Genomic DNA, 13,778 nt, shown 5'->3' with positions numbered 1-13,778 from the left:
TTAAAAGTTATTTTATGCCATTTAGCAACTAATTGTCAACTAATTCAAAATATATCCTTATCTTTTTCCCCTATTCTTATACAATTACTTTTCAAATTCTCGCAATGCTGCTAAATTTTCATCATCCTCAATAAGTTCAACAAAGAATCCCGAGTCATCCTCACGAAGGACAATTTCAAGCTCTTCCTTCGCCTCTTCATTTCTATTTAACTGTGCTAAATAACAAGCACGATCATATCTTGCTAACAAATCACTTGCATCCATTGTTAATACTTCATTTGTTATTTTTTCTGCCTTTAGTGTTTGGCCGGCACCATGATATGAAGACGCTAAAGAAAGAAGAATTACTGTTTCATTTGGATGATGTATAGAAGCATTTTCTAATACTTGAATTGCCTCTTCAAACCTTTCTTGACTTTGATATATTTCTCCTAAAGCAAGAAATGCTCTACTTACAAACGGTGTTTGCTCTGTTAATTGTAAGATAATCTTTTCTGCTTTTCTTTCTTCCCCTGCTTTAAAGAATACTTGTGCTTGCAGAAGAAGAGTATCATAATCATCTGGTAGTTCTCGAACCATTTGTTTCGTTAATTCCAAAGCATCTCTTAACATATCTTCTTCCTCGCACTCAACGAAAAGATTTACAAGTTGCTTCGCTACGTCATAATCCCATTTATTTTCTAGTGACGTGTGCAGAATCTCTATTGCTTCTTTATTCATCTCTACATTCTCATAAAATAGCGCAAATCGCTGTGCTGCCATACTATTTTTCGGATTTAACTTTAAAGAGATTTCATATAAATCAATTATCATAGTAACCATTGAAATTTCTTTCGCACGATTTTTCATATGATAAAAAGCTCTCGTAATGATAGATCGTTTCGGCTGTTCATGCAGCTGGCGTTCAATCCATATTTCCGTAACCGCAGCTGCAGCATACATGAATGCTGCACTTCTTTCTGCTTTTTTCACCTTTAACGTATGAAGAAAATCTCGTATGTTAGACAATTTTTTATGTTGCTCTACTGCTTTTACATAAACATCAAATATACGTTCATTATCAAAATCTTTTTGTATTACTTTCATTGCAACTTCAATTGCTTTTACATTTCTTTTTTTCACTAATACTTTTGCATAATGATATAGTACTTCTATATGCTCACCATCTAATTGTAGCGCGTATTCAATCTGTGCTTGTTCTTTATCTGTTTCATTCATCGCTCCGTACACATATGCAATCGCATCTAAACGCCATATTTCAGGTACTTCGTCCGCTAATTGTTCTAGTTCAATCAGCAATTCTTCCTGAAGGTTCATTTCTACTGAAAGCTGTGCCAAATATTCCATATTAATATGCAACGGCTCTTCTTTCATCGCCTGAACCATATGACTTTGTTCTTTAGAACGGTTTTCTTCTTTTTCGTATATTTCCGCAAGCTGTAAATGTACACCTACGAAATTCCCATCAAGCTCTAAACATGTTTCATACGCCTGCTTTGCTTCCGTCAATTGCCCTAATGCCATAAGTGTTTCGCCAATTCGGTAATACGGTAATGCCGTTTCCATTTGTTCTATCGCCTTATTATATCTTTTCATCGCTTGGCCGTACTGTCCAATAGATTCATACAAAATACCTGCATAACAACCGTACTCACTTACTTCATTTCTTTCTTTGTGTAACGTTCTTAAAAATGCTATACCTCGTTGTACAAATTCCGTTCCTTTAATTCGATTCACATATTCATCTAACGCACTTGCTACATTATAATCACTTTTCTTTATACCATTTTCTAACTTAGATAGCGCTACTTTAAATCCTTCTTCATTTCCACCAAGTTCAATTTCAGCATCCCATAAAACCATTCCTGCATTCATGAGGAAATCTTGGCTCTTTTCAATTTGCTTCTCAAGACCAAGAATATATTCTTTTGCTTCCTTATATTGTTCTCTTGCCATATAAACTTGTGTAAGTCCGAAGTGAGAATAAACATCCTCATCATTTTCTTCTAAAGCACGCTTATACAATACTTCTGCTTCTTCCAAGCTATCATTTTGAAAATGATAGTCACCTAATTTTACGTAAAGAGGTGCTTTATCATCACAATTCTCAATACCGTTTAATAAAATTTCTTTCGCACTTTCCTCATCCTTCAAATCAGATTCGTATATTTCCGAAAGTTTCGTATAAATGTAAGGTGCATTACTATCCAAATGAATCGCTACTTTAAGCCCTTTTATTGCTAAATATAATTTCCCTAGTTGATGTGCACATCTCGCTCGTTCATACCATACATGCGCTTCATATTTATACTCTTTTAACAAGTCATTAAAGATTTCATATGCTTCTTCATATCTTTCTAAATCTATTAATATTAAACCGTGATTTGTTAAAGTGAACCTTTCAGGACTACGCTCTAACGCAACTTGAGAGTATTGCAATGCTTTTTCAGATTGATCAATATACATATAGGATAAAGCGAGAAAACTCCAAGCAATAGGCTGATCTGCGTCTAATTGTAACGATGAACGAAAGCTTGAAATCGCTTCTAGATAACTTTCCTGTTCAAACGCATATCTTCCGTTTATTAAATGATATAAAGCACGATTATTTTTCTTCTCAACGCTTGTCAGCATTTGCTCCGCTTTCTCTACTTCCTGAAGACGAATAAAACACTGTGCACCATGCAATTTAACAAAGTCCGAGTTCGGAAACTTTTCCATTAACTTATCGATACAATATAAAATAAATTCTTTATCTACTTCAACATCTAAGTGCTTTATCGTATATAACCACGTATTTGGATTATCACTCGTTTCTTTTAAAAATTGTACTAAGTTACTAATTCCCTCTTTGTCATGTTCATCTAAATGATCCGTAAGAGAAAAAATAGATTTAAAATAACGATCTTCTTCTTCACTTAGAAACGCTAGTTGCTCCTTCTTTTCTTTCGGAACAAACGTGATTGCTAAACAGCCTGTATAACGATATTTTTCTTGTAATTTACTATATTCCACAAGAACTGGTTCTATAAAGTTTGGATCTTGAACATAGAAAGCTTGCAATGTATCATCATATCCAGATAGAACTTGTACGTGTGAAGCATGCTCAATATCTATACTTAATAAAACAGGAATTCCTTCGTCAATCAGTCTCTTATAATTCTCTTCATTCCCTTTAAAATAACGATATTCATAACCTAATTCTTCTAAATAAGAAACAGTATCTGAAAACTTCGAACCTGTCATATCAAAAATAAACTCTGCTATTTCATCTTGTGTACGTTTCTCTCCCCATATACGCAACATCATCTCTAAGCTTGTCGGAACACAATAATTATCCTTTTGTACAATAGGAACTATCGGCAAGTGAACCTTTTTTCCATCCGGATTTTTTTCTAAATTATGATATAAAGATTCTTTTAAACTCTTTTCTTCTTTTAATAGTTTTTGTAAATCTGCAAATTTATTCATTTTGTACAGCGCTTCTGCACGTAAATGTACAAAGTAAGTATTATAGGCATGATATGGCAGCTGAGTATTTATGTTATCTATTACCGCTAACATCTCTTCATATTGCTCTAAATCTAATAAATACTTTATCTTCTCAAAATGAAAATATGGTACTTGTGGGAATTTTACAATCGCATCATCGATTAACTGTATCGCGCGTTTTTGTTCTCCTTTATTCGCATACAATTGTGATAATAAATAGGTAGATAACTCTTCACAATCTTCATGCTGCATGCCAGCAATAAATTGTTTTTCCGCTTTCTCCCATTCACCTGTATGCATATAAACGTAGCCCCATTTATCAAACACTGCGCGTGCACTGTACTCCTCTGCTTTTTGCATATACATTAACGCTTCTTCGTTTCGTTTCATTTCTAAAAGACATCGTACTAACGTAAAATATGTTTTCGCTAAAAAATCTGCATCTATTTCTTCTTTACTTAACTCTTCTAAAGAAGATTTTAACAACTGCTCCGCTTCAAGAATTTTCCGCTCATCAATTAACTCATCACAATATAAAGAGAGCGTTCTCATATTTGGGGATTTTTTATAAGCGTAACGAATGAGGAATGAACTGTATTGGTGCATAAGCCCTTCATCAGTAAGGCGAATTAATATATCGAACTCCTTATGCGAAGGAATATTGGCAAGCCAATTCTTCACAGAGGATAAAGTATTCGTTTCTTTTATATATGCAATTTCATTATTTATTTCCTGTAATCCATCTACAAATCTCTTGTCTTTTAAACAAGTTTCTAACTGCTTAAAATCTAGCATGCATTCACCTCGAATTTATATTTAAACTGCTACTTGCTTAGATTTTACACACCATATAGTATGTATTCAACTAAAATCTCTTATAATAGATGTTATTAATTAATATTATTCAAATTTATAACAAAATATAGTAAAAATGATTGTTTTTCTCCGTATTTTGTTTAATTATATGGAATAACGTAACATGCGGTTTTAATCTTGTAGAAGCTGAAATTAGTACATAAAATTATATCGGCGATAATTCAAATATATCAGCGATTCTTTCATTTTATCGGCGATTTTCAAATTATATCGACCGATTCTTAACATATATCAGCGATTATATGTCGAATATCGACTTATCGACATTAAACGACAAGCCTTATACATCATACCTTTTAACAAACTATGTCACCAAATGTAATTTTCATATTGGGAGCGTATACAAAAGAAGAATACACATGAAATATTTTAAAAAATCGTAGTTCAGCTTCATATTGAGCTAGCGCATTATCATATGTTAATCCTCTGGCTATTAAACGTTCTACAAATTGTTGCTTATCACCCGGATCACCTGCAATCCCCTCTTCTTTTAATGATTGATACAAATCGTTTTTATCATTGTGATGCATATTTGAATCTAAAAAGTTCACTTTATCGCTTACTCTACATTCAATATTTTTCACACCTAATTCACTTAAATATATCGGTATTTTCATGCCTATATTGCCATCTTTACCATTTCTTTGCGTATCACTTTCAAATAATTTCTGCAAAACACCTAGCTGAATAAATTCCGATTGTTTCTCCCCATCTAGTAAATAAGAAGCCATATTAGAAATCCAATGTGGTTCAAAACAGATTATTTTCCCGCCTCCTTTTATATACAAAACTAAAGTTCTCTATATAATAGCCGTATTCCTACACTTTTCTTAAAATTTCAAAGCAAAAAAACTAGTGTATTTTTAATAATACACTAGCTTTTTATTTGGAATAAAAATTTAACAAGTACAATCACAATCAAAACAATCCGTACAGTCTAAATCGTCACAATCTGCTTTTCTCTTTCTTTTGTTTCTTTTAAGATAATAATACAGTAGCCCAAACAATAGTATACAAATAACAAAAGCTATTATTGCTTCTGTATACTTATTTTGAGTCATAAAACCAATTCCACTTCCGCCTGAAATAAAAATTAGAATTAAGTAAATCCAGAACATCTATGTAAATACCTCCATTACTATATATCTTAAGATAATATCCATGTAACACTAGAGGAAATGAATAATCCCATACCATTACCGCTTAATACACCAGTAGTTATTCTTAGCAAATTTGAGCTACTTCTCCATTTCCACTTTTGGGTGAACCCATCGATAAGTAACGGAATTTGAGCGAAAAATGATAGTATGATTGCCAAAAGAAATGAAGGTGTCATATAAAAATAAATTGGAAACATTAAAATACCAATAAGCATGCCTGTACAACGCGCACATAAAGGTATGTACTTTTGTAGTTTAAAAAAACTCCTATCTAATCTTCTATGACAAGGAATTTGTAAAATAAAAGTTCGAATCAATATGAATCACCCTCTCTAAAAAGATTTTAATTGATTTTGCAAAAAAAATATATATCCAATAAAAAACAAACCAGGTTTATACTAGACCCAGTTTGTCAGTTTACTACTATGTTACATCTCCTCAGGTGCCCCCACCCCAAGTAAACGTAATCCTTCTTTTAATACAACCGTCACAGCATAAACCAATGCGAGTCTGCTGTCTTTTTCTTTGCTCTCTTCTAATATACGAACATTACCGTAATATTTATTGAATGATTGTGCTACATCTAATATATATTTCGAAATAATAGATGGCTCATTTTTATTGAAAGCCGCTTCAATTACTTGAGGGAATTTATTAAGTAATTTTACGACACTCCAGCTATGATCGTCTTTTAAAGCAAATGTACATGTTTCAAATTCTACACTTTCTTTTCTTAAAATAGAACAAGCACGTGCATGTGTGTACTGTACGTAAGGTCCTGTTTCTCCTTCAAATTTCAGCATATTTTCTAATGAGAATTCGATATTATGCATACGCTCATTTTTTAAATCGTGGAAGATGACTGCACCAACACCGACTTGCTTTGCTACTTCTTCTTTCTGTTTTAAGTTTGGATTTTTCTCTTCAATATTTTGTTTTGCAAGTTCGATTGCTTCTTCGAGTACTTCTTCAAGTAAAATAACTCTTCCTTTACGTGTCGACATTTTCTTACCATCTTTTAAAATGAAGCCAAACGGTACGTGTTCCATACCATCAACCCAAGTATAGCCAAGTTTTTTTAATACGGTGAAAAATTGATTGAAATGTAAGCTTTGTTCTGGACCAACAACATATAGCGCTTTATCAAACCCATAAGTGTTTTGACGATATAAAGCTGCCGTTAAGTCACGCGTTGCATAAATCGTCGCACCATCTGATTTTCTAATTAAACAAGGCGGCATTCCTTCTTCTTCTAAATTAACGACTAATGCACCTTCTGATTCTTCAAGCAACTCATGTTCTTCTAAAATCCCAATAAAATCTTCCATTAAATTATTATAAAATGCTTCTCCCTGAAAATTAGTAAATTCTACGCCGAGAAGTTCATAAATGCGAGAAAATTCTTTAAGGGACTCATGACGGAACCAATTCCAAAGCTCTACCGCTTCTTCATCACCTTCTTCTAATTTCTTAAACCAAGCACGTCCTTCTTCTTCTAGTTCTTCGTCGTCTTTTACCTCTTCATGGAATTGGACATATAACTTAAATAGCTCACGTATTGGATCTTCTTTAACTACTGCTTCATTTCCCCATTTTTTATAAGCCGTAATTAACTTTCCAAACTGTGTTCCCCAATCTCCTATATAATTAATCCCTACAACTTCATAGCCACATTTTTCAGCGATATGTTTCAGCGAATTTCCTATCATTGTAGAACGTAAATGCCCCATCGAAAAAGGTTTCGCGATATTAGGAGAGGAATAATCAATTACTACTGTTTTTTCACAGCCAAAGTGGCTTTGACCGAACTCTTCTTTCTCCGCTAAAACTGTTTTTAATACTGCATCACTTACAGTTTCACGATTGAAAAATACATTTACATAAGGACCAACGGCTTCTACTTTCGTAAAAAACGGATCATTGAATTTCTCAGCAACTTCCTTTGCGATAAGAGCTGGTGCTTTTTTATATTGCTTCGCTAATGAAAAGCATGGGAACGCTGCATCTCCAAATTCATCTTGTTTCGGTGTTTCAATTAAATCTAAAATTTGTTTTTGCGTTAATTCATTCGTGAAAATATTAGATAAACTTTCCACAAACTGCATTTTATAATCCATGATACAACCTCCTTATTTTTTAAAACACAAAAAACTCGTCTCTAAAAAAGAGACGAGTTTTAACCCGTGGTACCACCCTTGTTGTTCGTTACGAACCACTTTCCCGTTTATAACGAGGACAGGGGGCCTCGGCTTTCTCTACTATTCGTTCAAGAAGCATCTCCGAAGTGCGCTTCATCTTTTTCTTCCGTACTAGGCTCACACCATCCCTAGCTCGCTTTCCTTCTAAAAAAGACTACTTTCTTCATCACAGACAGTATATTTAATTAATTATTGCTTATTATACATCTTTTCAAACAATTAGCAAGGGTCAATTACACCAAAGTGAAACTTAGCACTTTTTCTTTTGTATACATAAAAATTGTGTTTTTCAAATCTAGAACTACGAAAATGATCTTTTAAAACGACACGTTTTCTCGCCACTCGTTTTGCCTCCGCAATTGTTTCGTCAGTAATATCATGATACAAAGCGAAGTGTTTTAATCCTTTAATTCCGTCGGATTCTATGACAGTTTCTTCAAACATCGGATCAAGGTAAACGACATCGTAACTATTGTCTTCACATTGCGCTAAAAATGAAAAATGCTCCGTTTGCTTTACTTGAATTCTTTGCATTGCTTCATCAATTTCAGAAACGGATGAAGACCATGTTTTCAAACCATTTTCCATAATATAAGCCATATACTCATTGCCTTCAAGTCCTGTTACTTTTCCGCTTTCACCAACAACATAACTAGCTACAATACTATCTGATGCCATCCCGAGCGTACAATCTAACGCTGTCATTCCTCTCTCTAATTGCGTGGCTTGTACAAACGGATCGTGTTCTCCACGCATTAACCTTTTCACACGAAACATCGCTGAGTTCGGATGAAAGAAAAACGATTCTTCCGTACCTTTTGGATAAATAGCTAATCGGTTCTTCCCTACGACAAGCACATCTTGTTCATACTGCTCATGCAGCTTATGTACTGGTATGTCATTACGTTTAACGAATGAACGATTTAATTCTGCGGCTACCTGCTTTGCATAATCTGTCATTTCTTTATTCGTTCTTCCTGCCGTTGTTACGATCATTGTTTCACCTCTATATAAAGAAAAGAGGGAGATTTACTCTCCCCCTTCTTTAGCAATTCTTTTCGAAAGCTTGTTCTAAGTTCGTAATAATTTCGTCCATAGTTGCACCTTCAATTTCATGACGGTGAATGAAGTGAACAACTTCTTTTCCTTTTAATAATGCCATAGATGGTGAAGATGGAGGAATTTCTCCGAAGTATTCACGCATTTTTGCAGTAGCATCTTTATCTTGACCTGCGAATACAGTTACAAGATGATCAGGTTGTTTTTCAGCACGAACAACCGCTTGACCTGCTGATGGACGTGCTAAACCAGCTGCACAACCACAAACAGAGTTTACAACTACTAAAGTTGTACCTGATGTATTTTCCATAAATTCTGTTACAGCTTCTTCTGTAGTTAACTCTTCAAACCCAGAACGCACTAACTCTTGGCGCATTGGGATTACCATTTGGCGCATGTATTCTTCATAAGCATTTGACATCTTGTAATCTCTCCTTCAACTTTCATTCCAAATTCATCATATCACGCTCTATTAATAGGTGCAAAAGAAAGATAACGATGATTTCATTTTTTTGTAGGGATTTCACAAACCCCACCGCGGCAATGCCCCACTGGAACAAGTTTTCTATTGTTAGCGATATAATCGTATACTTTACTTCCAAAACCAAGTACGATAGATAGCTTTATAAAAGGAACGGCAAACCAATAAGATGGAACGGCCTTTGCTAATACATGTATGCTATGAATGCCGTCATACCACTTATTATTTTTAAAAATATACAATCTTTGTTCCATCTTACTTTGTAGTTCTTGAGAAAGCTCATACTTCTCAACTACATCTTCATCTCGAAATGAAACAAATTTCATCTTACCCTTTTTATCTAATTTTTTCGTACGTTCTGCAACCGCCGTACACATCGGACACCAACTATCATAGAAAACAATCATATATTATTCCCCTTTACGAGACTCCGTCATTTGTTTCCATACAGAACCTTTTGCTTCTTCTCCGCCTTCAATACGTTCTAATGCTAGACGTGCTTGCATAGCTACTTCAAACTCTGGATCATCTTGCGCTGCTTTTAATGCTGGAATCGCACTTTCATCTCCAAGTTCAAATAAGAACATAGCTGCACGCCAGCGTACTAATTTACTTGGATCTTTCAGAGATTTAATCATAACGAACATCGCTGCCGGATCACCTACATCTGATAAACAATCTCCTGCAGTACGACGAACACTTACAGAGCGATCTAATAAAGCTTTATATAATAACGGTAATACTTCATCACCTTTTACCATACCTAAATACGCTGTTGCTAAACGGCGTATTGAAACTTTTTCATCATCTAACGCCATCTTCAACACTGGAATATCTTCTTCAGTAGGATCCATTTGTTCTAATGCTGCAAAACGGTTTTTCCAGTCAGAATCTTTCATCATCTCTTCTGTTACTTTATATGGCTCACGCTTTTGGATCGTTACTTCAACAGCACCTGCTTGATTTAATAATTCTTTAACCGTTTCATTTACACGTTCTTCTGAATAAGCAGCAACAATCTCTTCTACTACTTCTTTCCCGATTTCTTCAAAGTTACCGTAACGTGTACTTTGTTCCACCCATTTACGCTCTTTTACAACATTTGGTGCAGACATTTGCACTTTCATAATTGATTCTTTAAAACGATCAGGTAAACCAACACGTTCTTCCGTCGTTCCATCTGTTAACTTTACTTGCATTGGAATTGTAAAGAACATTTGAACAAACACTTTCACTTCTCCAAAATGAGCAAGTTGTTGTTCTTCACTTTCTTCCACTACTTCTTCGCCGAAAACAGCACGAACTTGTTGTAATAAAACTTTCCAGTCATACTTCGCATTTCGCTCCACTGCTAAAAAGTCGGCTACATGATATACACCTTTAATGCCTTCAATTTTCAAAATTTCTTGCACTTGCATTGGTGCCTGTTCTTTATTTTCATTTGTATAATTATTACGTGCTCCTGATGGTAATACTTCATTCAAAATAACTTTCATTGTGTTTGGACTTGGCGTCGGTTCAATTGCTTTAATCTTCACGTAAAAAACTCTCCTTTATTGCATGTTCTTAGCTGTATTGTAACATGTTATCACTCTATACTCCTACTCGGATGCTTAATTTTACTACTTTCTTCCCCCTACCATACTATTTCATTCTTTTTACATTTTAAATTAGGAACGGGATTTTAAAAGCTTTCGTTTCCGATGATTTTTATTTTTTATCCATTTCTTGAGGTACCGCCAGTATTTTTGAAAAAAACACGCTAAGCAAAAAAATATAATAAGCTATCCATATGGATAGCTTATTTACATAATTTTCGTTATTGGAAGACAACTATTTTTATAAATACAAAAGGCAGAAAAGTATATAGATTCTACAAAATATTTTGATTGTGATACATTTACAGAATCTCTTATTTTATAATTAATGTCTTATTATTTTTTGGAGGGAATTCGATGAAAAAGTTTGTTTTGATATTTGGGCCACAAGCAGTTGGGAAAATGACAGTTGGACAAGAACTAGCAAAGATGACTGATTTAAAATTATTTCATAACCATATGACAATTGATTTATTGGAGCCATTGTATGGATTCTCTTCGGAAATGTGGCGATTAACCCATCTTTTCCGAAAGGAAATATTTCAATCATTTTCAAAGAGTGAACATTATGGAATGATTTTTACATACGTATGGGCGTTTAATGAAAAGAAAGATTGGGATGATGTTGAAAGTATATGTAATATTTTTCGTTCCCAAGGGGTTGATATTTATTTTGTTGAATTAGAAGCTGATGTAGAAGAAAGACTTCAACGAAATAAAACACCTCATCGACTTGAACATAAGCCAACGAAAAGAAAGATTGAACAATCTGAACAAAATTTATTAAGCACATTTGAAAATTTTAGATTAAATTCAAGAGAAGGAGAAATTACAGAGAAAAATTATATAAGGATCAATAATACGAATTTAAATGCTACAGAAGTAGCTGAAATTATAAAGAAAGAATTTCAACTATAGTTTTTTTTAACAAATTGAACAGTTCGGATTTTATGAATATCGTATACATTTCTAATTAACATAACGTCCTATTATCGGTTGCAACAAAAAGGAGGATTCCTTACTCTCAGAAGGAATCCCTTTTTTTATTTTCTATCACTCGATTCATCTTTTTATACATTCCTATCCTGTGATGGGTTTTATGGTTCTCGTTTGTTACTGGATTAGCCAAAAAACGTTATAAAATTTTGTATACTCTTTACTTGTTTTTTCAAAAAAGCTGGCGGTATCCCCTCTTTAAGTTTATTAAAATACTTTCCACAATTTTTTCCGAAGCTATTACTTAAAATCACCTTTTATTACGATGCCCCCTCCCGCCTTCTCTCCAAAAAGGTAATACTCTCAATCACAACTTCAGTTCTATATATTCTCTTGCCTTGTTCATCATCGTAATTACTAGTCTGAATACGCCCTGTAATCCCAACGAGTGATCCCTTCTTACAATATTCAGTTACATTCTCAGCCGATTTGCGCCAAACGACACAATTAATAAAATCGACTTGTTGTTCACCTAAACTATTTCGAAATCCTCTATTCACCGCAACACATATTCGTGCATAAGCGACGCCTTGTTTTGTGTAGTATAATTCTGGCTCCTTTGTCAATCTACCGATTAATACAACTCGATTCATCATAAGTTATACCACCTCACATGTTTTTCTTCATTGTAAGGAGAAATGTTTGAATGGTAAAAAGTACAAAATGATATATCCGTAAGTAAAAAGTATTATTTTAGACCTTACAAAACAAAAAAAGAAACCATACATAGTTCAAACATGTATGGTTTCAAAATTTATTACACTTCAGTACAAGATATGTAATATCCTCCGCGAGCCATCTTTATTTCAGCACGGTACATTGCATTTTCTAAGTAGAAAGTAATCGGTTTAACTTTACTCTCAAATTTTAGTCTTTCATTGCATTCAGTTGCATATCCTTCAATCGCTGAAGTAATAACTTTTGATGATGGATACGTTAAAGCTTCATCTAGTTCTATGAAAAAACTTTTAGAAAATAATTTTTTCATAATCCCCTTCTTCTCTTTCATCATATTCCATCTCCTTCACTTCAAGTTGCTATCATCCATATTATACCATACATTCAATATATCTTTGAAAATAAAAAAATCCTGCATTTTTCATGCAGGATTTTTTTATTAGTCATTTTTCGTAAAGTAAGAAACGAAACGAAGAATTTCTAAGTATAACCATACTAATGTAAGCATTAGTCCCATCGCAGTATACCACTCCATATATTTCGGAGCTTGACTACGTACACCATTTTCGATTAAATCGAAATCTAGTAATAAGTTTAATGCAGCAACTACAATAACAACTGCACTAATAATAATACCGATTGTACCACCTTGGTGAATGTATGGAACAGTTACACCAAACATATTTAGTAGGAATACGACTAAATACATAACCATAATTCCAAGTGTTGCTGCCATAACGCCTGTACGGAATTTATCCGTTACTTTTACTACGCGTGTTGCATATAACACTAACATTGCAAATAGAATTGAGATTGTTAGTAATACAGCATTTAAAACGATAGAATCGCCAAATTTCATTGTATAAACTGCTGAAATACTTCCTAACACAACCCCTTCTACCGCTGCATAGATTGGTGCACCAAAAGGTGAAATGCGCGGGAAGAACATAGACGCGAATGCGATGATTGCCGCAACGATTAAAGCACCAATTAATACTGGCATCTTCATCGTCCCCTGCATCATCTGTATGTATGAATAGACAGACGTTGCAAGTAGCAAGATAAGCATAATGAACGTTTTGCCTACTGTTCCGCCAATCGTCATCGCAGAAGCGCTTGCTCCCTCTTTACGGAATGCCTCTTTTTTCAACATTGGATTAGATGTTCTCATTTTTTCCCTCCTAAAATAGGTTCTACCAATAGTGTAAAGTTTTTCTCTTTACTTTTCAATATATGCAGC

12 protein-coding genes, 1 pseudogene and 1 other annotated feature are annotated in these 13,778 nt (G+C 34.0%); of the genes and pseudogenes, 1 reads left to right on the top strand and 12 read right to left on the bottom strand.

The window, feature by feature from the left end:
• Window positions 1–84: 84 nt before the first annotated feature.
• The 9 genes and pseudogenes from DN407_RS10385 to DN407_RS10345 all read right to left on the bottom strand — a co-directional run bounded on the left by DN407_RS10385 (window position 85) and on the right by DN407_RS10345 (window position 10,804).
• Window positions 85–4,287, bottom strand: coding sequence for a bacteriocin-processing peptidase family protein (locus tag DN407_RS10385; RefSeq protein WP_149216224.1), 4,203 nt, complete (start codon window positions 4,285–4,287; stop codon window positions 85–87).
• A 377-nt stretch (window positions 4,288–4,664) separates the two neighbouring features.
• A pseudogene (locus DN407_RS10380) lies at window positions 4,665–5,150 on the bottom strand (class I SAM-dependent methyltransferase); the annotation flags it as partial.
• Between the two features lie 117 nt (window positions 5,151–5,267).
• A complete protein-coding gene (locus DN407_RS10375) occupies window positions 5,268–5,486 on the bottom strand; it encodes a hypothetical protein (RefSeq protein WP_000498604.1) in 219 nt (72 codons plus the stop codon).
• Between the two features lie 29 nt (window positions 5,487–5,515).
• Window positions 5,516–5,845, bottom strand: coding sequence for a DUF2085 domain-containing protein (locus tag DN407_RS10370; protein ID WP_149216223.1), 330 nt, complete (start codon window positions 5,843–5,845; stop codon window positions 5,516–5,518).
• Between the two features lie 111 nt (window positions 5,846–5,956).
• Window positions 5,957–7,645 carry an arginine--tRNA ligase gene (argS, locus tag DN407_RS10365; protein WP_149216222.1) on the bottom strand — a complete coding sequence of 563 codons (1,689 nt, stop codon included), beginning with the start codon at window positions 7,643–7,645 and terminating at the stop codon, window positions 5,957–5,959.
• 45 nt (window positions 7,646–7,690) lie between these two features.
• Window positions 7,691–7,905: a binding site (T-box leader), on the bottom strand.
• A gap of 40 nt (window positions 7,906–7,945) precedes the next feature.
• On the bottom strand, window positions 7,946–8,722 hold the full coding sequence (locus tag DN407_RS10360) for a class I SAM-dependent methyltransferase (RefSeq protein WP_149216221.1): 777 nt from the start codon (window positions 8,720–8,722) through the stop codon (window positions 7,946–7,948).
• A gap of 49 nt (window positions 8,723–8,771) precedes the next feature.
• Window positions 8,772–9,206, bottom strand: coding sequence for a BrxA/BrxB family bacilliredoxin (locus DN407_RS10355; RefSeq protein ID WP_000063706.1), 435 nt, complete (start codon window positions 9,204–9,206; stop codon window positions 8,772–8,774).
• Window positions 9,207–9,289: 83 nt separating this feature from the next.
• Window positions 9,290–9,673, bottom strand: a complete 384-nt coding sequence (locus DN407_RS10350) for a thiol-disulfide oxidoreductase DCC family protein (protein ID WP_000634873.1) — start codon at window positions 9,671–9,673, stop codon at window positions 9,290–9,292.
• Between the two features lie 3 nt (window positions 9,674–9,676).
• Complete coding sequence (locus tag DN407_RS10345; protein ID WP_000692580.1) at window positions 9,677–10,804, bottom strand: conserved virulence factor C family protein; 1,128 nt, start codon at window positions 10,802–10,804, stop codon at window positions 9,677–9,679.
• A 417-nt stretch (window positions 10,805–11,221) separates the two neighbouring features.
• Between DN407_RS10345 and DN407_RS10340 the strand changes: the two genes are divergently transcribed.
• Window positions 11,222–11,782 (top strand): AAA family ATPase, encoded by a 561-nt coding sequence (locus tag DN407_RS10340; protein WP_000714950.1) that lies wholly within the window; start codon window positions 11,222–11,224, stop codon window positions 11,780–11,782.
• Window positions 11,783–12,120: 338 nt separating this feature from the next.
• On the opposite strand, the gene DN407_RS10335 is transcribed toward DN407_RS10340, so the two are convergent.
• The 3 genes from DN407_RS10335 to DN407_RS10325 form a co-directional block, all read right to left on the bottom strand.
• Window positions 12,121–12,456 (bottom strand): single-stranded DNA-binding protein, encoded by a 336-nt coding sequence (locus DN407_RS10335; RefSeq protein ID WP_000982018.1) that lies wholly within the window; start codon window positions 12,454–12,456, stop codon window positions 12,121–12,123.
• Window positions 12,457–12,617: 161 nt separating this feature from the next.
• Window positions 12,618–12,872, bottom strand: a complete 255-nt coding sequence (locus DN407_RS10330; protein ID WP_000975138.1) for a DUF4318 domain-containing protein — start codon at window positions 12,870–12,872, stop codon at window positions 12,618–12,620.
• A gap of 105 nt (window positions 12,873–12,977) precedes the next feature.
• The gene (locus tag DN407_RS10325; RefSeq protein WP_001260655.1) at window positions 12,978–13,709 is read right to left on the bottom strand and encodes a Bax inhibitor-1/YccA family protein; all 732 of its coding nucleotides are present in this window, start codon (window positions 13,707–13,709) and stop codon (window positions 12,978–12,980) included.
• Window positions 13,710–13,778: the final 69 nt, after the last annotated feature.

This window comes from Bacillus sp. JAS24-2 (genome assembly GCF_008274905.1).
GTDB classification, from domain to species: Bacteria; Bacillota; Bacilli; order Bacillales; family Bacillaceae_G; genus Bacillus_A; species Bacillus_A cereus.
This window is presented reverse-complemented; position numbering and strand designations above follow the sequence as displayed.

What these genes read in the sequence shown, in the direction of transcription:
- DN407_RS10385 (WP_149216224.1), bottom strand. Translation starts at nt 4,287, where the DNA reads ATGCTAGATTTTAAGCAGTTAGAAACTTGTTTAAAAGACAAGAGATTT.
- DN407_RS10375 (WP_000498604.1), bottom strand. Translation starts at nt 5,486, where the DNA reads ATGTTCTGGATTTACTTAATTCTAATTTTTATTTCAGGCGGAAGTGGA.
- argS (WP_149216222.1), bottom strand. Translation starts at nt 7,645, where the DNA reads ATGGATTATAAAATGCAGTTTGTGGAAAGTTTATCTAATATTTTCACG.
- DN407_RS10360 (WP_149216221.1), bottom strand. Translation starts at nt 8,722, where the DNA reads ATGATCGTAACAACGGCAGGAAGAACGAATAAAGAAATGACAGATTAT.
- DN407_RS10355 (WP_000063706.1), bottom strand. Translation starts at nt 9,206, where the DNA reads ATGTCAAATGCTTATGAAGAATACATGCGCCAAATGGTAATCCCAATG.
- DN407_RS10350 (WP_000634873.1), bottom strand. Translation starts at nt 9,673, where the DNA reads ATGATTGTTTTCTATGATAGTTGGTGTCCGATGTGTACGGCGGTTGCA.
- DN407_RS10340 (WP_000714950.1), top strand. Translation starts at nt 11,222, where the DNA reads ATGAAAAAGTTTGTTTTGATATTTGGGCCACAAGCAGTTGGGAAAATG.
- DN407_RS10335 (WP_000982018.1), bottom strand. Translation starts at nt 12,456, where the DNA reads ATGATGAATCGAGTTGTATTAATCGGTAGATTGACAAAGGAGCCAGAA.
- DN407_RS10330 (WP_000975138.1), bottom strand. Translation starts at nt 12,872, where the DNA reads ATGATGAAAGAGAAGAAGGGGATTATGAAAAAATTATTTTCTAAAAGT.
- DN407_RS10325 (WP_001260655.1), bottom strand. Translation starts at nt 13,709, where the DNA reads ATGAGAACATCTAATCCAATGTTGAAAAAAGAGGCATTCCGTAAAGAG.